Source organism: Paenibacillus sp. NRS-1760, from assembly GCF_050467785.1.
Taxonomy (GTDB): Bacteria; Bacillota; Bacilli; order Paenibacillales; family Paenibacillaceae; genus Pristimantibacillus.
Genome location: NZ_JBITPK010000008.1, coordinates 204,089 through 223,365, shown reverse-complemented (window position 1 = coordinate 223,365; position 19,277 = coordinate 204,089). Strand labels below are relative to the sequence as shown.

The following is a 19,277-nucleotide window of genomic DNA, read 5'->3' as shown; positions in this document are numbered from 1 at the left end:
CTTACTTCTGCAATGCCTGCCATTCTTTAAATTGCTTCTGATATTCAGCGACAACCTTGTCTAATCCAGCAGCCTTTAAGCTTTGAAGAGCTGCCGGGAAGTATTTATCGTAGGATACCACGCCCATTTTAATTGGAATGATCTTCGATTTCACTTCGGATAGCACATTCGCATATTCAACAGCAATCGGCTCCGTATTGAGGCGGAAACCAAGAACAGGTGAGAATTCAACTGGATTCGAAGGCTCTGTCGTTTGCATTTTCAAATAATCTTCCGGCGTCTTCACATCAAACAACATGTAGTTAATGTTGCCGATTAGTTTTCTGATCCCAAGCATCCTAAGGAATAAAATTTATTTCCAGCTTAACGTTAACGCCGTCAGCCTTCAGCTTCTCATTTACTTTTTGGACAACCTCATCGGTATGAGGTTTGGCTGTACCCAGAATCAGCCCTTTGGTTATCGATGATATTAGCGTTTAAGCACTTCACGAATTTCAGAAAAATAAGACTCTACCGCTTCAAGGTGATTGCCGAGTATTCTGCTGAATACCTCAGAATCATACGTTTTCCCCGCATAATAGGAAGATCGGAATCTTAACTCGCCATCCTCATCATCCAGCTCGAAGCTGCCACTTAACAAGTCCATGTTCTCGTTCAATAATAACAAGGCAAGCTCCTGGCGCTGATGCTCAGGGACGAGCTCCGGATAGACGGAATACACCGCACAATAATCCTGGACTTCCTCGATCCGAATGAGACCAACCCAGCTTTCGCCTCTACTAGTAAATATAAGCTTGTACAGTTGATCGTCTATAACCTCATATTTCAGTTCATTGTCCGTTAGAAATGATGTGATATGCTCATTCAAAGCCCCATTTGCAATAGAAGGCTCTTCGGGTACTGAATTTCCTTGATCCATTTCTGCAGCCCACGCCGTCCTGAATCCTATCTTTAAGATGCCTTCATCCTTCAACGCTTCAGGCAAAACGACGCTTTGCTTTAATCCCAGCGCAAGCCAGCTCTCGGTATGATCTAAGCTCAGCAGCTTGCTCGTTGGCTCCGTACTTGAGCGCACACTATCGAATATAGCTTCTGCATCGAATCCATGCTGAGCAGCCAGCTTCGTCAGACTTGGCCTTAGCGCGACATGAACTTCTACGGGCTGATTCTCATCCATAGCCGTGCTGCTGCCTGTCCTCATGCTGGCGAACAAGTTAAACCACTCGTTTTCCATAATATCTTGATAAGTTTGGCCGCTAACCTCGATCATCATCTGACAAGAAAGCGACTCCTCGAAGCTTTGAAAATTAATTTTTCGCAAGACAGCAGGCACTAACTCTCCCGTCAGCGTATGGAAATTTATCGGCAGCTCTGTAGTAATGCTTGTATCTCCCGTATACTTATGTTGTTTGGACATGACTACGATCACTCCTAGCAAATATTAACCTATTTCGTGCCCTGCCAATTCTCCTGAAATGGATCCCGATCCACTCGCATCCTGCTCATATTGCAGCTTTCCAAGTCGCTTGGACTTCTCTACCGCTACATTCACGATGCCTGCTTCCACTTCGAATGACTTCGTTTGCGTAACTTCCAATGCAATTTCCCAGCCTTTGGACTTATTATCCTTATCCCACTTTTTGCTAAACCCAATACTCAAATCTAGCGAGCTTGCGAGCGCTATTTTGTTGCCTTGTTCAATCGCGCTAGCACTTGAATCACCCGTTAGCCAACCGCGAATCGTATCATTGACGGTTTCGTCGCCTTGGATTTTTGAGGCAAGGCTTTTGCCGGCTGCTTCAAATTGCGGAACTACAAATAACAGATCCGTCCCGGTATCCAAAGCTGAGCCTGCACCCTTCGCCACCAGATCCTTATCCTTTTTCACTTTGCTAGTGATAAGGCCAACGAGATTTTTGGCCGAGCCAGCTACAGGTGTCGCTACTTTCGATGCAATCTTCACCCATTCGCCCGCATCTTCACCGAATTGGAATGGAATAGAGCCGCTAGCTGTAATTTCGAGCGATCTCAAATTATTATTGATGACGGAACCTGCTGCTTCGAGTCCAAAGGCGATGTCGTTGCCGCCCAACTTCACCTTCGCTTCGGCAGAGGCTTCCATAACATGCACATTCATACCTCTGCGGAGGGTTGCTGCCTTTTCCTTCAGCTTCGTCAGATCCGTTGCTCCGCCAAATCCGTTAGGCGATTGTTTCTCAAGAGCTTCTTTGTCAAAGCGGCCTAAGAACTTATAGCCAAGGGCTGCTCCCATCTCGGCTACCCCTGCATTCGCTTCAGCCTCTCCCTTAAAGGTTAAGCCAATATCAACATGATTGCCTGCTTTTTGCAGCTCCTTTTCCTCGATCATAGCTGCCCATATTTCCGCTTCTTCGACCTCGGCCATACCGGACTTACCTCCCATACCCCAGAGATAATCCGCTGCCCTATCGGAAATGTTTCTTATTTGCCTGTACATACCGTACGAGGTTAAATTCATGACACCGGCTGAATCCGTTCCTATACTCTCTAGGAAGAAGCCCGCACGGAAATTGGCGTCGAAGCCAAACGACTGGAAGCCTGCTCCGAAAGTAATTTCAGCAGCCATCGTTAATTCTTTGTCTTCTCTGCCTACCGAGCCTGCCAGTCCGAACAGAACATAGACGCCGCTAGCATGAACGGGTATTTTCAAATCAAAGCTGAACGAGCTGGAGTCGCCAATATTCGGCGCGGCAAGATCAAGCACCTTGCCTATAACGAAGAGCCCTTTGTTTAGCGTAGGAGCCTCTACTGTTTTTTTAATGGCTTTGCCGGCTATATCATCCGCCGTAACCTGCTCCTTCGTTTTCTCAGCAAGTGCCGCAAGCTGCGCAGCATCCGGCTTCGAGCCTGGCACCTTTTTATCGCCTTTCGTAATGCTTCGAACAGCGTTCACCGCTTCGGTTTGTTTGCTCTTCAGCAGTTCAATCGCTTTCTTCTCAGCACCAACTAAAGCAGCTTCATTTACTTTTACACCCGGAGCGTTTGTACGTGCTACGCCATATGCTGAGGTTTGTGCTGCTTCTTTCAGCAGCTTCTTAATATCCCCTTCAGGCAGCACTCTTTTCGTGATATTGACTGCCTCAGTAGTCATAGCTGCATCGACAGAGCCCTTGGAGGTTGCATGTGATTCCTTCTTTGCCATCATGCCGGTAAACTTCTTATCGAGCTGCGTTTTGCCCGATGTTAGTGCATTCGTGTCCAATTGATTGTCAATATCCGTTCTCGACTGCTCTCGCGCAGCATCTTTCATCTTCTGACGGAATGCATTAAGTTCTTTGGATCTTCGCCAAGCGCCTCGTCCTACGCCGAGCTTCATAACGACAGCTTCTTTGATGGGTTCATACAGCTTATTCGTATAAACCGTATTAATAACAGCTGGCTGAACAAGCGTACTATCCATTTGATGCCGATTTTCCACTTCTGCCTTACCCAAATCGCCAACGTTTACACTGCTATCGAGAAATGCTGCACTTTGCTTAACCTTGTCCACAGCATCTTTTTTAATCTGTGCAAGAGATACATTAGACAACCGTTCAGCCTCAGCAGTTGCCTCCCTCGTCGCCTGTGCGTTCGCAGCTAACACTTGTTTAGCTAAAGGAACCTCAGGCCTTGCCTCCGTCTTGTTATAGCCTTCAATGAACTTATTCGCCAGCAGGCTCTTTTGGCTCGATGGAAGCTTGCTCACGACAGTATCGCTCGCATATTTCTTTAACGTATCGGATACGATGCCTTTTGCAGCTACATGTTCTGCAGCATAAAGCTTTTCATCTGCCTTCTCATGGGCCTCTGCTACACCGTTCTGATCGATATTCGCTTCTACCGCCGTCTTGGCTTTAGCCTGCAGACTGGCTCTTAGCGATGCTGTTTGTTTATCACTATTTAAGAACGTATGTATATGCTGACTCGTTTGCTGAATAAGCCCATCAAAGAGCTGCTGTGGTTTGACAGTGACCTGCGCATCACGATCTGCTTTGAGCTCATCCTTTCGCACATCTTTAGGTGACTTCTGAGGGGCAGTCGCAGCTCCGCCTACTTGTGCACTCGTAGACTGATTGCCTGCCGTCTGCTGCAATTGCAGGAGCTGCCCAGGATTCACAACCGGTGATTGAGGCGATTGCTGTGGCTGCGCAGGTGCAGTGCTTTGCGCTGGAGGAGCTGGTTTTGGTTTAGCAACGGTTGGATTCGAGCTTCGTGAGAAAAAAGGCATGGACGGCCCACCTCTATATAGTCTTATATACTAAACGGATATGATGAAAATAAATGGAACATATTACTATTATACACTAGGGTTACTAGACTTAAAGAACTGTTTTACGTAAAAAAACACCACAAGGAATGATCAAACCTCCCTTAGTGGTGTTTTGTATTATTCGGTAATACTTTGAATTACTTAGTCATACATAACATAACTAAGTAATTCTCTATATTACCTTTTTTTATTAGCTCCATGCTTCAATATCATCATCATCAATTTCTTCCTCTACAACCGGAGAAGCTTTTGGGTCAGGAATGGGAGCAGTGACAGCGGCGCTAACTTCAGCGATCGCTGCTGACAATTGTTCCTCCCCTGTTAATGGAGACCTGATTTCGCTGCCTTGCTGCAAGGCCGATGAGCCTTGCAATCGACTTCTCTCCATCGGAACAAAAGCTTGCAAATTCCGAACGCCATTTACGGCGATCTCATTTTCAACCAAATATCGAAGAGAATCCATGAGATTCGATTGTGAATTCAACCATAGCATAATTAAGGGATCCTCTGATTTCTTGGTTTTCAAGCTTATATTTTCACCGGGCAGTTTTGTTTTCTTCATACCTCTCACCTACCAGAATCCGTTAGATTATACCTCAACCTGATGATTAAGCTTATGCAGGCTGAACCGCTTTATTTTTTAATGCCTCATAGATTTTGCCACGCACAAATGCATCAAGACCCATTGCATTCAGCTGCACTGCGTACTCGGCAGGAATATACAGCAGCTGCATCTCTCTTTCCGTACACAGCTCTTTCAGCTGTCCGTAGAGTACTGAGCGCATAAGTATGCTTCCGCCGCCGTAAACGCAAATCAGATCGATTTCATTGCGTGCTTTGGTCAGCTGTTTTTTGACATGCTGCACAATTTGTCTAACCTGGCTCTCAAGCGGTCTTCTTAATGTTTTAAGCGCACGTGCATGGTATTTATGGTTAGGATTTTTGATGACATCGCTGAAAAATTGACGCGGGCTGTCCGCCAAATGAATGAGGCGGTTAAACTCCTGCAGCGCTTCTTCAATCGCATAACCGGCGCCATGATGGCTGCCATGCACGAATTGACGCAGAAACTTATTACCCTCCGTAATCGGATACTCGGTAGAGCCATCTCCAATATCGACATGAAGAATGCGCTTCTCTTTGAAATAACTGCCGTTGAATTTCTTATCTACTTCGTAAGATTCGAGGAAATCCCCAAAAATTTCGCCCTCTCTCCAGCCGCCCGCCGAATCCTTCTGCAGCGTGAAAATAACCGGAGTGGCTTCTGGAACGACCTTCGCAAACGGGAACACGATTTTTACAGCTACGCGCTGCATGCCCAAATGAACCGTCACATGGTGCAAGCCAGACGTAAATCGTTTCTCAAACTTAGCAGAGGTCTCATCCGTGTGCTGCGTAACCGGAAGCGCCGTTGCCATATCTACTTCCACATCGATTTGTGCAGGTATTTTTTTCTCTTCCTCGTACGCCTTCTGAACAGCCATCGCCGCAATTTGGGCAAGCGTATTGATAACCGGCAAATCCATATCGCTCTTCAGATCAATTCCGATTTGCAGATTGTCCAGCACTTCTCCGCTCTCTAGAGCGAACTTCCCGACATAGTACATCCCTGGTCTTGCTGATGGCGAGTCGATGGTTACAACCAGCTGATCCTGCAAATTCTTAATAAAGCTCTCTGGTGTTTGCTCTTCGCTCCATGGAAGCTCGTCCACCGTACAATTTACATTAGGCTGCTGAACCAGCTTGCCGTCAATGATAAGATCATGCTCACTGTTTCCGTTATCGTTGCCTACAAAGAAATGATAGTTCATAATGGCTTTCCTCCTAGAAAAGGTTTTTGGAAACTTGTACAGCTTCCAAAGATTATGTTTTTTTGTTGCAACAGTCATGGTAATACTTTGCCATACAAAGTATTAGTTTACATCAAGCTATAGTCCCAATGCCCGTTAATCTTTTCTCATCTGTTTCTGTCGCAATATGTTTGTATCGATCGGTTCTTTAACGATGCTGTCGTTTCTGCCCTTTTTCGTCAAAAAAAGCTAACCCGCTTCAGGCGGATTAGCTGTGATGCAATGATCTATAGGATAATGAATTATGCTCTGATTTCGAGAAGCTCGTATTTAATAACACCCATAGGAGCACTTACGTTAATGATGCTGCCTACCGTCTGACCAAGCAGCTCTTTGCCCAGTGGACTCTCGTAGGAAATTTTGTTCTCCGCAACATCTGCTTCCTCAGTACCTACGATTTTGTACTCGATCTTCTCAGAAAATTCGATATCGTTTAAAATGACGGTTAAACCGATGCTTACTTTCGATAGGTCTAAGGTTTTCGCTTCGATCACGCGAGCCTTCTTCAGCATTTTATCTAAAATAAGAATTCTCGTTTCCATGAAGGACTGATCATTTTTGGCTGAGTGATATTCGCTGTTTTCCTTTAAGTCGCCATAACTGATCGCGAGTTTAATCCGTGCAGCCAATTCCTTGCGCTTCACATATTTTAGATCATCCAGCTCAGCTTGCAGCTGCTCTAAGCCTTCTTGCGTCAAAATTACTTCGTCTTTCGACATTTAAACAACTCCTATCTGCTATCTTGTTTTAATTTTACTCTATATCCCGAAAATAAGCGAAATTCCACGACCTTCTTTTTTATACCAATCGCTGTAATCATTTTGAAATATCAATAAACCCTTCGCCAAATACGTCCCGCACATCATGAATTGTAATAAACGCATTTTTGTCGCATGTCTTCACAATTTTTTTCAACTGGCTCAGTTCCTGCTTGCTAATGACAATATATAAAATTTCCTGCGGTGTTTTCGTATAGTGCCCGCGGCCATAAATAACAGTAACTCCTCTATCCATCACCACATTAACCTGCTCAGCAATTTTGCCTTGCTCCTTGGATATAATGGTGACCGCTTTTTTCGGATTAACCCCTTCAATGATGAAGTCCATCACCTTGGTACCGATGTATAACATGACAATAGTAAGCATCAGCGCCTCGGCACCGATAATGAAATAAGAGGAGAACGCGACGATTAAGTCAAAAAACAACAAGGCATAGCTAATGTTCCAGTCCAAATACTTATTCGCGATACGTGCCAAAATTGTTGTTCCTGCAGTCGTGCCTCCAACGCGGATAATGAGCCCAATTCCCGCTCCGCCAAACAAGCCGCCAAACAGCGCATTTACGATTAATTCATCGGATTGAATACTCCAGTCTGCTGTTAAATGGAGAAATAAAGAATGGAAAAGCACCGCTGCGATCGTATAAATGACCGTCTGTCGATCCAGAAAACGATAGCCTACAATGAGCAGAAAGGAGTTGAAAATTAAGCTCATTAACCATGGTGCCCATCCAAAAACATAATATAAAATAATCGTTATCCCGGTAACCCCGCCTTCGCCAAACTCGTTCGGAATAACAAATAAGTTGATTGCTAATGCAAAAATAAGTGCGCCAACCATAATTGTAATGACATCCATTATTCTCTTCTTCATATGCATACACCCTTCTTATCTAAAAATATATGATCGTAGTATGTCCATCTTATCCGAAATTGTAAATATTCAGAAAAAATGGCTGTATAAACAAATAAAAAGAACACCTCTTTTAGAAGGTGTTCTCATATTATTCACATGATTATCTTTTAAAAGCAGCAGCTGCAAAGGTATGATACGCTTCTAGAGGGACGCTGCTGCTGAGCTTTCTTGCCCCAATTTCTGCTCTTTGGATTTTTTGATCTGTTTGCTCCGCAGCTGTCCGCAAGCGGCATCAATATCCGTACCATGCTCAAGGCGAACGCTGCAGCTGATACCCTGTTTCTTAAGCGTATCATAGAAAGCTCGCACCGTTTCGCGATCCGTTCGTTGGTATTGACTATGCTCATCCACCGGATTGTAGGGAATGAGGTTTACATTAGCGAGGTTACCTCTATGACCAATAAGCTGTGCAAGCTCTATTGCATGCTCTCTTTGGTCATTAACGTCCTTCAGCAATATATATTCAAGCGTAATTCTCCGATTCGTTTTCTCCAAATAATAATCGATGGATTGCATCAATTTCGCAATGGGAATCGCTCGGTTTATTTTCATAATACGTGTTCTAAGCTCGTCATTCGGTGCATGCAAGGAAACGGCAAGGTTAACCTGTAGATCCGAATCGGCGAACTCCACGATTTTGTTCGCTAAGCCACTCGTTGATACGGTAATATGTCTAGCGGCGATCGCAAGCCCCTTCTGGCTCTTAATTACACCGATAAAGTCTGTCAGGTTCTCAAAATTATCGAATGGCTCGCCGATGCCCATGACAACGACGTGACTGACATGCTCGCCCTTCTGCGCCTGATCCAAATGAAGCTGCACCTTCATAATCTGCTCCACGATCTCTCCGCCCGTTAAATCACGGCTCTTTGCAAGCAGACCGCTCGCACAGAAGCTGCAGCCAATATTACAGCCTACTTGTGTCGTCACACAAACCGATAAGCCGAATTTATGTCTCATTAGTACCGTCTCTATTAAGTTGCCATCATGCAGCTTGAACAAAAATTTATTCGTTCCGTCCGCTGATTCCTGCCTCGTATGCTCGGTAAGCGTTTGAATGACAAAATGCTCGGAAAGCAGCTGAATGATCTCTTGCTTCACATCCGTCATATCCTCAAAAGCCGTTACACGCTTCCGATAAAGCCAATCCCATACTTGTGATGCCCGAAACTTTGTATACTCTCGTTCTTTCAGCCATTCCGTCAGCTGATCAAACGTTAATCCATATATAGATGCTTTAGTCATAACTAATCCTCTTTTCAAAACTGCTAAAAAGCAGCCCTATTCTAGCTAGTAGGCCGAAACAAACAATCTGCTTATTATTGTCCCAAAATTACCTCATTAAAACAAGGGGGGAAAGCGCCCAATTATTATGTTAATGCCCCTCCCTTGGCCTATAATGTTACATTTCTTTTAAAAGTACCGTCTTCCTATTTTAAAATAGACCCGTTAGGAGGTGCCGAATTGCCGTTCACCTTTGCTCATCCGCTATATATTGCACCTTTAAAAGCGATTAAGCCTGCTTATTTTAGCTTAACTGGTCTCGTTCTCGGGAGTATGTCTCCTGACTTTGAATATTTTATTGCGCTTGAGCCCTATCAGACGATCGGCCATTCCTTTGGCGGGTTGATCTATCAAGCGATACCGCTGAGCATTTTGCTCGCTTATTTGTTTCATTGTGTTGTAAAAGTTCCCTTAGCTATAAACCTGCCTGCGCTTGGGAGTTTAGATCGTAAAGCCTACAGCCTCGCCCATGGATGGAAACTTAACACAGTGCAGAGCTGGCTGGTGTTTCTCATCTCCGTCATCATTGGCTTCTATTCACATCTTTTAATCGATGCATGCACGCACTATTCAGGCAGGTTCGTTACTACATTTCCTGTTCTTCGTGAATCAATTGCCGGGATACCGCTATACAAATGGTTTCAGCGAACGTTATCCATCGTCGGTCTAGTTATAGAAGCAATGCTGTTATACCGCTTTATAAATAAAGCTAAATTGGAATCTGTTTATACAGGCGCTGCCACGAAACACAAAATGGTATATTAGGCAATTGTTTTATTTTGTATATTGCTGACTTTAACGTTAAAGCTCATCTTCACGTCCAGCTCCAACTATATCGGGATAGCTGTTGTAGCTCCGATTTCAGGGTTTATACTCGGCATTCTCATGGCAAGCATCGTTCATCGTCTGTATAGGAGAAAATGAGTCTATCCCAATTTAGCATGAGCTCTCCTGATAAGGGCTTATTTTTTTTGTAAATAGAACCGCTATTGCATGACCAAATGCCGTAAATGATTTTTGCCATATTGGTGTAACATTCAAACTTTATGCTTGTTCTTATTCATCGTTCAGATAAACGGGAGGAACAAGCTTTGAAAAATAAAACGATCGTCGTTACAAAGCCGTATATAGGTTCAATTTTGAAGCAAAGTTTAAAGTCGGACAATATTCAGCGCGCGCTCCATGCTTGCGGCTTTACTTCCGATAAGCCCGTTCTACTAAGAATGGGCGGCAGCCTAGAGGCCGATAGCATTAACCAAATGGTGGAAACAACAAGGCATGAGCTGCTTGCGCTGCAGAAGAAATGCTGCTTATTTCGCATACAAGGGGGGAAGCCGCGTAGGGCAGCTTATGAATGCACAATATTTTGAGCAGGCCGGCTTTGCCAAGCTGCTGCTTCAAGAGCAAATGACCGCTCAAAGCTTTGTTAAGGCGATTATGCAGCTGTATGAGCACCGATTCGTATACGCCGAGCATATGAGCAGCTTTGAAAATGGGGAAGGTGCCTCTAAAATCATGGAGCTGATTAAAGTGGCCGGGAACCGAGAAGAGCTGATCAACGAGACAGGTTTATAATAAGATGAAAATAGCTGCTTGCTTGGTTGTCTTATTTTTTCTCATTGTCGTAGTCGTATTTAGTTATGGTTTTCTTACAGCCGCTTGACCTGAGGCTCCGCTGGTATGAAACAAAAACAAGATGTACAGCTTATTCTAATAACAGGTATCATATTCCTTACGTATTCTATCTCTCTACATTGCTGGGAAGGAGCCTTTAATGAATATATTAATTGCCGATGATGAGCCCTTTATGCTCAAGATTTTAAAAGCGTATTTTGAGAAAGAAGCCTTTCATACTTTCCTAGCACAGGATGGAGAGGAAGCGCTGAACATTTTCTATTCAAACAACATCCATTTAGCGGTATTAGATTGGATGATGCCTAAAATAAATGGTATTGAGGTATGCAAAGAAATCAAAAAACAAAGCAAAACGAAGGTATTGATGCTGACGGCAAAAGGGGAAGACGAGGATGAGCTCATCGCCCTTCAATCTGGAGCAGATGAGTATGTCAGCAAGCCGTTTGACCCGCGTATATTGATTTTGCGAGTAAAGAAGCTGCTTCATATGGACAATCAAATTGCGATAGGAAATATAAAAGTAGATATCGATAGCCAAAAAATTTTTAGAGATGAGACCGACCTACAGGCTACGAATAAAGAGTTTCATTTAATGAAGTACCTCATTGAAAACAGAGGGATCATCGTTTCACGGAAAGCTCTGCTCGATCGTATTTGGGGATTCGATTATTTTGGCGAAGAACGAACTGTCGATACGCATATCCGCAGGCTTAGAGCAAAGATCGGCGATCATTTGATCAGAACACATAGAGGGATGGGCTACAGCCTGGAAGAACCGCATGAATAAGCTAAACAAAAAGTTGATTGGGCGAATTTTGTTCGTGTTCTGTATCGTCGTTATTTTCTCATTTGTGATGAATTCGTTTTTCTTGCCCAAATATCTTTTGTATAAAAAAAAGCATGCCCTTGCAGCTATAACTGAGCAGCTCGATGCCATGGATACAAAGCAGTTATTGCGTAATATGGAGGCTCTTGAGAACAAATACGATGTTACCATTGTAAACACACCAGTCACAGCAAATTTGAATGCGCTAAATGAAACAATTATAGGTCTTTTAAATAAAAAAGGCATTACGCTGAGCAAGTTTTGGATCACGAATGAAAGCCTTGAGAAGCTTAACGAATATCAAATGGTCAGAAAAATTTACAATCAAGAGAAGCTGAAATCCAGCTTTCTCGTTACCTTTATGAAAAAAGATGAGATCGTTTTTGTAGTCGGTGAATCGATATCCCACTCGGCAGAAACATTAACCATCGTCAATCAATTTACCCTCTATACTTATGCAGGCGAGCTGCTGCTGCTGATCATCCTGTCAGCACTTTTCACAAGAAGCATCGTTCGACCGCTTGCCAAAATACAAGATGCAGCTGAAGGCATTTCAAGCTTATCGTTTACCAAGGTTCATATTCGTACGGGCGATGAAATTGAAGCCTTAGCAGAGAGCATCAATCAAATGAGTGATAAATTAGAGCATGCCCATCATGAGCTGGAAGCGAGAAATGAGAATTTACGGCAATTTATAGCCAACATTTCGCATGAACTGAAGACCCCTCTATCCTTAATAAAGGCTTATTCTTCAGGAATAAAAGACGGAATGGACGACGGTACCTATATTGATGTTATCCAGCAGCAAACCGATGACATTGCGATGCTGGTGGGCAAGCTGCTTGAGCTCTCCAAGCTGCAAACTGATCTTTATCGGATGAACACCTTTGATTTCAAACAGCTGCTCCATCGAACCTTGCAAAAATATCGTTTTTCCATTCAACAGGAAGCTATTCAGCTATCTGTAGATGACAGCTTGCTAAACCAGCACCATATATTCGCTGATGAGCAGAAGATAGAGATGGTTTTGAACAATTTCATTTCCAATGCAATGAAATATTCAACCAATCAACAAATTCGTATTACTGCTCTGAATAAAGATGATTTTTTACATTTCTCGATCACGAATGGGATTGAAAATGATGAGCAGCGACAATGGGATTTGATATGGGAACCCTTTTATGTAATGGAGAGCTCCCGCAACAAACAGCTTAGCGGAACGGGCTTAGGCTTATCGATCGCGAGAACGATTTTGCAAAAGCATGAAGCACCGTTTGGCTTTCATATCGAAAACGAGGAAATTACATTTTATTTCTCGTTGCCTATAGATACGAGTACGAATTAAAGGCACTGCGACAACCCTGTTGCGGTGCCTTATTTTTTTGTCACATTGACGTAACAAAAAAGGACTATGATTGCACTTAAAGATCATCATTGGAAGACATCAACAAGGAAAATGGAGGCATTATGCAATCAACTTCAGCACCTATGAGTAGACGGACGTTTTTGAAGAAGAGCTTGCATGTAACTTTGGGGCTGATGGGAACCGCTGCTTTATCCGGCGTATATTCGAATCTAGTTGAGCCGTATTGGATTGAGGTTAAACAGGTGAAGGTTGCCATCCCAAAGCTGCCTCCCTCCTTCAACTCCTTTCGCATCGTTCATTTCAGTGACCTGCATCTCGGCTTTCATTCTAAACCTGAACTGCTGACTGAGCTTGCAGAGCAAGTTAGGCGGGCAAAACCAGACCTTATTTGCTTCACAGGTGATTTGCTCGATCAATCCACCGCGTATATGCCGGAAGCCATTGCCTTCCTCTCGAAGCTCTCGAAGCTGCAAGCGCCATTTGGGCAATATGCCGTTCTAGGCAATCACGATGCCTTCGGCAATCGAAGAGCAGTTACCAGGGGGCTATCAAAAGCTGGATTCCATGTGCTCGATAACCAGCATGTCGCGTTAACAAAGGGCTCAGCGCATCTCTATATTGCCGGGGTCGATGATCCGATGGTTGGACACCCAAATATCGATCAGGCTTTGCAAGGCATTCCAGACGGTTCCAGTACCATTCTGCTCGCGCATGAGCCGGATTTTGCTGATGAGTATGCCCGCTATCCGGTCGACCTGCAATTGTCAGGCCATAGCCATGGCGGACAAGTGCGTATTCCTTTAGTCGGGGCACTGTATACACCTCCCTACGGGAGCAAGTATACTGCCGGTTTGTATCAGGTACTGAACAGCAAATTGCAAGTGTACACCACTCGCGGGATAGGAATGACACGCATTCCCGTTCGTTTCCATTGCCGGCCAGAGCTTACCGTTCTTACGTTAAAGGCACAATAAAGGAAATTGGATACTAGCACCAATTCAACATGGAAATAATACGATGGAGTATGCAGCATGACATTAGCCTAGGAAGGTGTGACGGTTATGACTGGAATCATCAAAAACTTCTATGTGAACGGAAATACAGCTCGCGGCTTGACCAGCCTGTTCGACTCGTCTTTGCAAGATTTGGAGCGTTTATTTATTTTGAAAGAAGGACCTGCTTTAGAACGATCAAACCTCATTCGTTCTATCGCTGACGGCATCGCGCAGGGTGGCTATGACATTTGGCTGCTGCACTCCCCCTTCGATAATGGCTCGCTAGATGGACTCATCGTTCCCGCACTCCGTCTCGGCCTTGTTGATGGAACACCGCCGCGCTTTATTGATCCCGCTTTGCTTGGAGCATCCGTTCAATACATTCATCTCGGCGAGGCCGCAGATGCAGCAGAGCTGCAGGCGCTAAAGCCAGAGATCGAGATTTTAAGTACACAAATTACGCAGGCGTACGATCAAGCTTATGCTGGCTTTGCTGAGGCGCTTCGTATTCATGACGACTGGGAGAGCGTCTATATTCAGAACATGAATTTCCAAGCAGCCGATGAGCTGACAGCTTCGTACATCAATACATTTTATGGCGATAACAGGCTGGAGAAAACAAGCCGTGTTGATCACCGTTTTTTGGGCGCTGCTACAGCTAAGGGCTCATTCGATTTTGTCCCGAATCTGACGGATGGTTTAAAACGATATTTCGTTAAAGGCAGAGCCGGCTCAGGCAAATCCACCATGCTCAAAAAAATAGCTGCAGCCGGGGTCGATCGCGGACTAGATGTTGAGATTTATCATTGCGGCTTCGATCCAAACAGCTTAGATATGGTCATCGTTCGTGAGCTTGGCTTCGCAATTTTCGACAGTACAGCGCCACATGAGTACTTTCCCGATCGTTCAGGCGATGAAATGATCGATATGTATGCCAGCTGCATTACACCTGGAACAGATGAAGCGCATTCAGAAACCATTACCGAAATAAAAAACCGTTACGCTGCGCAGATCAAAACATCAGTTCAGCAGCTAGCTCTAGCCAAGACATTGCAAGATGAACGGGAACAATTATACTCGCAAGCTGTTGATTACAATCAACTTGAACAAATCAAAAATGATGCGAAGCAAGCAATCGGCAATATTTTAGCCGCAGCCGCTCGTTAACATACATGCATTTTCCATAATAAAAAGCCTGCAAAGCTCCACCAATTGGTGAAGCCTGCAGGCTTTTCTGAATAAAAGTTATGATTATTTCGTTTTGTTAAGCAAACCAATAATGAGTGCTACTGCTTCTGCTCTAGTGGCAATCTGCTGAGGAGCGAAACGGTTCTGGCCAACGCCGCTAACAAGTCCCGCCTCTACTGCGGTTGCAACGTATGGAACAGCCCATGCGGGAACAGATTTGGAATCAGCAAAGGAAAGCTTAGCATTTGGATTTACTTTTATTCCACTTGCACGAACAATCATAGCGACCATCTCTGCACGAGACAGCTCCTTCTCAGGACCAAATGTGCCATCAGCATATCCGCTAATGATACCTGATTCAACAGCCTGCGTAACAAACGATTGTGCCCATGCAGGTATTTTATCAGAGTCCTTGAAGCTTAAAGCTTTGCCTGAGTCAGAGAGATTCAGCGCACGAGCCAGCATCGTGATAAACTCTGCACGATTAACTGATTTATTCGGGCGGAACTGGCTGTTTTCATAACCCTTAACGAAACCAATTTTTACAGCTTCATTGATAGCTGATGCTGCCCAGTGGCCTGCAATATCCTTCAATACAACTTCTGACTCATTACCGCCGCCAGTTCCAGTACCAGGATTTGTACCTGGGTTAGTTCCCGGATCTTTTCCTGGATTCGTTTCTGGGTTTGTACCCGGACCTGTTCCTGGACCTGGTCCCGGATCTGTTTTTTCCTTCTTCACAATACCGAATTGATCTACGATAAATGGTTTAGCATCGTTCAAGGTTTGGTCAATTTCATATGTTACAGCCGTTAGCTTGTTGCCATCGATCGTGATGCCAACGAAGTTTTGTACTTGACCGCGAACTGGGCGTGTGCTGTCGTTCTTATCTGGGCCGTATTTAGCCGCATGGTTCTCTTCCGCACGCTCGAACAGATTGTAATAAGCTTCGCCAAGTGCTGGTTTTACATTCTTGTAGTATACCTTCGGACCTGCTGTTGCAGGAATCATGTAGATTGAACCATCCGGATTCACCGTATACTCAATCTTTTCACCGTTCAGTGTTTCAGTAATCTTCTCTGTTGCTGCTGCTGTTCCATCCTTTTTGATCGGTTTTGTACGAGCATAGATATGGTCATGACCTTGTACTACAAAGTCAATTCCGAGCTCTGCCATAATCGGTGCGATTTGGTTTCTTACGCCGTTAGCGCCCATAATATCGCTGTCCGTTGCATGGTTTGAAGTCGTATATGGACCTTTGTGAATGTTGACAATAATCCACTGCGAGCCTGCTGCTTTCGCTGCTTGCACGTCTTTTTTCAACCACTCGACTTGCGCCTCGGAGAAGTTCGCATATTTTGCCGAAGTTTCATTCGAGTTCAGCACAACAAAGTGTGCGTTGCTGTAATCGTACGAGTAGTATGCACCCGTTACCGTTGCAGAGTTCTCTGCTTGTTTGATATTAAAATGCTCGTAGAATGCATTGTTCTTATCTTCATGGTTACCTGCTGATGGTGCAATGGTTGTGTTAAGCAAGCTTTCTTGTGAATGGCCAAGCAGCCAGTTCCACTGCTCTTCTTTTGTGCCTGTATCTACAATATCACCGTTGTGCACAACGAATTGTGCGCTTGGTACTGTAGCCAGTGCTTTCTCCAGCGTCTCAGCCGAAAGCTTCGCCTCATCTTCTTCTTTGGCTTGCGTATCCGCCAAGTCGATGAATGTGAATGCTCCGTTTACTGGTGCGGTTTGGAATGTTCCTACTTCACTCCAAATGTTCAGTGCCGCATCACCCACACGGAAATTGTAAGACGTATTTGCCTTCAAGCCCGTTGCTTCTGCCTTATGGACAAGCTCAGAAGGTGAGTTGGAAGAAACGGTAGAACGCCCTGCAAAATTAATTGCTTTTGTGAAATCTGGCGCTGCGTTCGTCTTCTCTACCACTTGCAGGTCATTGCCTTTAAGAAGCAGTGAAGTGTACCATGCAAAACCTTTGGAGCTTACTGGATCACCGTTAAAAGTTACCGTTACTTTGCTTACTTTTTCTTTGCTGTAGTCTGGTTTTTCTTCTTTTAGAATCCCGAATTGATCCACGATGAATGGCTTACCTGCATTTACTTGCTGGTCAATCTCATAAACAACTGCTGTAAGTTTACCTCCGTCAATGTTAACGCCAACGAAGTTCTGTACCTTTCCACGTGCAGCACTTGTCGTGTTGCCATACTTGCGAGCATGATTTTCATCCGCTTTGTCGAAGAGATTGAAATACGCATCGCCAAGCCGTGCATCTTGGTTTTTGAAATAAACCTTCTCACCCGCTGTAGCTGGAATCATATAAATCGTGCCGTCAGGCTTTACTGCATATTCAATCGTTTGTCCATTTAGAGTTTCTGTAATTTTTTCAACCGATTCTGCAGTGCCATCCTTTTTAATTGGTTTTGTACGAGCAAAAATATGGTCATGTCCTTGAAGTACAAAATCAATGCCTAGTTCATTCATGAGTGGAGCGATTTTGCTTCTTACGCCGTTAGCGCCCATAATATCGCTGTCTGTCGCATGGTTTGAAGTCGTATATGGACCTTTGTGAATATTTACGATGATCCACTCTGCGCCTGCCGCTTTCGCTGCTGCTGCATCTTTCTTTAACCATTCTACTTGGTCTACTGAGAAATTCGCATACTCAGTTGAGTTCTCGTTCGAATTCAGCACGATAAAATGAGCATTGCTGTAATCGTACGAATAATAAGCACCTGTTACCGTTGCTGAATTCTCAGCTTGCTTCACATTAAAATGATCGTAAAACGCATAGTTTTTATTTTCATGGTTACCTGCTGAAGGCACAATCGTTGTATTCAGCAAGCTCTCTTGTGAATAGCCAAGCAGCCAATTCCATTCCTGCTCGGATGTCCCATTCTCAACTACATCGCCATTATGAACGACGAATTTTGCATCTGGCACAGTTTCCAGCGCCTTAGCGATGGTTGAGCCCGATGTTTGTGCCTCATCTTTTTCCTTCGCCTGTGTATCTGTTAAATCAATAAAGGAGAACGCTCCGCCTGTTGGTGCGGTTTGGAATGTACCTGTTTCACTCCACAAATTCAACGACTGATCGCCGACACGGAAGAAATACGTCGTGTTCGCTTTCAAGCCCGTCGCTTCAGCTTTATGAACAAGCTCTGCTAAGGAATTGTTGGCAACGGTTGAACGACCCGTAAATGCTATTGCGTTCGTAAAATCTGCTGCAGCACCTGTTTTTTCTACAACTTGCAAATCACTTTGACTAGCTCGATTCACATCCAACGGCGTGTACCATGTAAATCCTTTGGAACTGACGGGATCACCATTGAAAGTGACCGTCACTTTACTTACTTCTACCTTAGGTGCCTCTTGCAGAGCAATCAGCTTCATATCAAAGAAGAGATCCGAGCTGCCGTCGCTTTGCTGATGAATCTCAACAGCAAGCTCATTATTACCGTCTTTTAAGGTATCCTTTAATGCTGTTGTAAGGTCTACATCCGGATAAACAACGGGATCACTCGCATTCGAAGATGCCGCTGTAGAATACTTAATTTCGCCTGTCGGCATGCCCAGACGGACAACCTCTACTCCATTTACATAAACCACTGCACCATCATCAATGGCAAAAGTAGCTAGCAGCTGTCCATAATGATCAATACTGTTCTTATCTACATTCAGATTCGTCCGAAAATATGTCGTCCGAGGTTTTTTACTTTTATTCGTTCCATAATCTACAACTGTTTTCAGTGCGCCAAAGCCAGCTGCACTAATTACAGCGCCAGAATCCTTATAACCAAGCGGGGCATTGCCTGAGCTCCATGCCGAGTCGTCATAAGTAGACCTCCATACTGTGCCTTGATCCATACCTTTATCGTAATATTTCCAAACCGAATTTCCCGGCAGTAACGTCACCGGCTCAGTCGCAGAAGCAGCAGCGACCGGGGATGGTGCGGCTGCTCCGAGCAAACCAAGCAATAATGCCAAGGATAACAGAATAGATAATACCTTTTTGTTGACGTAGTTCATAATAATCTCCTTTGTAAACAATTTTGACAATCCACATAAACATGACTGCCTCATCATAACAAGAAGATATCATTGCTCTATTATCTCAGGGTGAAGGTATTGTAAATAT

The 19,277-nt window shown here is 44.3% G+C and carries 16 protein-coding genes; 7 read left to right on the top strand and 9 right to left on the bottom strand.

Annotation, left to right across the window (positions count from 1 at the left end; genetic code table 11):
• Position 1: 1 nt before the first annotated feature.
• From ACIFSR_RS08115 to rlmN, 8 genes are all read right to left on the bottom strand, one after another.
• Positions 2 to 298 carry a DUF3502 domain-containing protein gene (locus ACIFSR_RS08115; RefSeq protein WP_430056533.1) on the bottom strand — a complete coding sequence of 99 codons (297 nt, stop codon included), beginning with the start codon at positions 296 to 298 and terminating at the stop codon, positions 2 to 4.
• A 171-nt stretch (positions 299 to 469) separates the two neighbouring features.
• Positions 470 to 1,417: a YbjN domain-containing protein gene (locus ACIFSR_RS08110; protein WP_430056530.1), complete on the bottom strand. Its 948-nt coding sequence runs from the start codon at positions 1,415 to 1,417 to the stop codon at positions 470 to 472.
• A gap of 24 nt (positions 1,418 to 1,441) precedes the next feature.
• Positions 1,442 to 4,246 (bottom strand): hypothetical protein, encoded by a 2,805-nt coding sequence (locus ACIFSR_RS08105; protein WP_430056528.1) that lies wholly within the window; start codon positions 4,244 to 4,246, stop codon positions 1,442 to 1,444.
• A gap of 232 nt (positions 4,247 to 4,478) precedes the next feature.
• On the bottom strand, positions 4,479 to 4,850 hold the full coding sequence (locus ACIFSR_RS08100) for a hypothetical protein (RefSeq protein WP_339205616.1): 372 nt from the start codon (positions 4,848 to 4,850) through the stop codon (positions 4,479 to 4,481).
• Between the two features lie 52 nt (positions 4,851 to 4,902).
• Positions 4,903 to 6,099: a ParM/StbA family protein gene (locus ACIFSR_RS08095; RefSeq protein WP_076266439.1), complete on the bottom strand. Its 1,197-nt coding sequence runs from the start codon at positions 6,097 to 6,099 to the stop codon at positions 4,903 to 4,905.
• A 281-nt stretch (positions 6,100 to 6,380) separates the two neighbouring features.
• Positions 6,381 to 6,857 (bottom strand): transcription elongation factor GreA, encoded by a 477-nt coding sequence (greA, locus tag ACIFSR_RS08090; protein ID WP_076266440.1) that lies wholly within the window; start codon positions 6,855 to 6,857, stop codon positions 6,381 to 6,383.
• A gap of 97 nt (positions 6,858 to 6,954) precedes the next feature.
• Positions 6,955 to 7,791: a YitT family protein gene (locus ACIFSR_RS08085; RefSeq protein ID WP_430056525.1), complete on the bottom strand. Its 837-nt coding sequence runs from the start codon at positions 7,789 to 7,791 to the stop codon at positions 6,955 to 6,957.
• 183 nt (positions 7,792 to 7,974) lie between these two features.
• Positions 7,975 to 9,078: a 23S rRNA (adenine(2503)-C(2))-methyltransferase RlmN gene (gene rlmN / locus ACIFSR_RS08080; protein ID WP_339205620.1), complete on the bottom strand. Its 1,104-nt coding sequence runs from the start codon at positions 9,076 to 9,078 to the stop codon at positions 7,975 to 7,977.
• 219 nt (positions 9,079 to 9,297) lie between these two features.
• Here rlmN and ACIFSR_RS08075 point away from each other — a divergent pair, with 219 nt between their 5' ends.
• The 7 genes from ACIFSR_RS08075 to ACIFSR_RS08045 all read left to right on the top strand — a co-directional run bounded on the left by ACIFSR_RS08075 (position 9,298) and on the right by ACIFSR_RS08045 (position 15,106).
• Entirely contained in the window at positions 9,298 to 9,882 is a 585-nt protein-coding gene (locus tag ACIFSR_RS08075) for a DUF4184 family protein (RefSeq protein ID WP_430056522.1), read from the top strand.
• A 326-nt stretch (positions 9,883 to 10,208) separates the two neighbouring features.
• Positions 10,209 to 10,487 carry a hypothetical protein gene (locus tag ACIFSR_RS08070; RefSeq protein ID WP_430056519.1) on the top strand — a complete coding sequence of 93 codons (279 nt, stop codon included), beginning with the start codon at positions 10,209 to 10,211 and terminating at the stop codon, positions 10,485 to 10,487.
• Positions 10,468 to 10,692 carry a hypothetical protein gene (locus ACIFSR_RS08065; protein ID WP_430056516.1) on the top strand — a complete coding sequence of 75 codons (225 nt, stop codon included), beginning with the start codon at positions 10,468 to 10,470 and terminating at the stop codon, positions 10,690 to 10,692. The genes ACIFSR_RS08070 and ACIFSR_RS08065 overlap by 20 nt, the downstream gene beginning before the upstream one ends.
• Before the next feature lie 199 nt (positions 10,693 to 10,891).
• On the top strand, positions 10,892 to 11,539 hold the full coding sequence (locus tag ACIFSR_RS08060; RefSeq protein ID WP_430056513.1) for a response regulator transcription factor: 648 nt from the start codon (positions 10,892 to 10,894) through the stop codon (positions 11,537 to 11,539).
• Positions 11,532 to 12,923: a histidine kinase dimerization/phospho-acceptor domain-containing protein gene (locus tag ACIFSR_RS08055; RefSeq protein WP_430056511.1), complete on the top strand. Its 1,392-nt coding sequence runs from the start codon at positions 11,532 to 11,534 to the stop codon at positions 12,921 to 12,923. Before ACIFSR_RS08060 ends, ACIFSR_RS08055 begins: the two co-directional genes overlap by 8 nt.
• A gap of 122 nt (positions 12,924 to 13,045) precedes the next feature.
• Entirely contained in the window at positions 13,046 to 13,918 is an 873-nt protein-coding gene (locus tag ACIFSR_RS08050) for a metallophosphoesterase (protein WP_430056508.1), read from the top strand.
• An 87-nt stretch (positions 13,919 to 14,005) separates the two neighbouring features.
• Positions 14,006 to 15,106 (top strand): PRK06851 family protein, encoded by a 1,101-nt coding sequence (locus tag ACIFSR_RS08045; RefSeq protein ID WP_430056505.1) that lies wholly within the window; start codon positions 14,006 to 14,008, stop codon positions 15,104 to 15,106.
• A gap of 84 nt (positions 15,107 to 15,190) precedes the next feature.
• Here the strand turns inward: ACIFSR_RS08045 and ACIFSR_RS08040 are convergent, their stop codons facing one another.
• Positions 15,191 to 19,168: an S-layer homology domain-containing protein gene (locus tag ACIFSR_RS08040; RefSeq protein ID WP_430056502.1), complete on the bottom strand. Its 3,978-nt coding sequence runs from the start codon at positions 19,166 to 19,168 to the stop codon at positions 15,191 to 15,193.
• Between the last annotated feature and the right edge of the window lie 109 nt (positions 19,169 to 19,277).

Excerpts from the sequence above, each read along its gene's own strand:
- ACIFSR_RS08115 (WP_430056533.1), bottom strand. The coding sequence starts at position 298 with ATGTTGTTTGATGTGAAGACGCCGGAAGATTATTTGAAAATGCAAACG.
- ACIFSR_RS08065 (WP_430056516.1), top strand. The coding sequence starts at position 10,468 with ATGAATGCACAATATTTTGAGCAGGCCGGCTTTGCCAAGCTGCTGCTT.
- ACIFSR_RS08040 (WP_430056502.1), bottom strand. The coding sequence starts at position 19,168 with ATGAACTACGTCAACAAAAAGGTATTATCTATTCTGTTATCCTTGGCA.
- rlmN (WP_339205620.1), bottom strand. The coding sequence starts at position 9,078 with ATGACTAAAGCATCTATATATGGATTAACGTTTGATCAGCTGACGGAA.
- ACIFSR_RS08045 (WP_430056505.1), top strand. The coding sequence starts at position 14,006 with ATGACTGGAATCATCAAAAACTTCTATGTGAACGGAAATACAGCTCGC.
- ACIFSR_RS08110 (WP_430056530.1), bottom strand. The coding sequence starts at position 1,417 with ATGTCCAAACAACATAAGTATACGGGAGATACAAGCATTACTACAGAG.
- ACIFSR_RS08050 (WP_430056508.1), top strand. The coding sequence starts at position 13,046 with ATGCAATCAACTTCAGCACCTATGAGTAGACGGACGTTTTTGAAGAAG.
- ACIFSR_RS08095 (WP_076266439.1), bottom strand. The coding sequence starts at position 6,099 with ATGAACTATCATTTCTTTGTAGGCAACGATAACGGAAACAGTGAGCAT.
- ACIFSR_RS08085 (WP_430056525.1), bottom strand. The coding sequence starts at position 7,791 with ATGAAGAAGAGAATAATGGATGTCATTACAATTATGGTTGGCGCACTT.
- ACIFSR_RS08105 (WP_430056528.1), bottom strand. The coding sequence starts at position 4,246 with ATGCCTTTTTTCTCACGAAGCTCGAATCCAACCGTTGCTAAACCAAAA.
- greA (WP_076266440.1), bottom strand. The coding sequence starts at position 6,857 with ATGTCGAAAGACGAAGTAATTTTGACGCAAGAAGGCTTAGAGCAGCTG.
- ACIFSR_RS08100 (WP_339205616.1), bottom strand. The coding sequence starts at position 4,850 with ATGAAGAAAACAAAACTGCCCGGTGAAAATATAAGCTTGAAAACCAAG.
- ACIFSR_RS08060 (WP_430056513.1), top strand. The coding sequence starts at position 10,892 with ATGAATATATTAATTGCCGATGATGAGCCCTTTATGCTCAAGATTTTA.
- ACIFSR_RS08055 (WP_430056511.1), top strand. The coding sequence starts at position 11,532 with ATGAATAAGCTAAACAAAAAGTTGATTGGGCGAATTTTGTTCGTGTTC.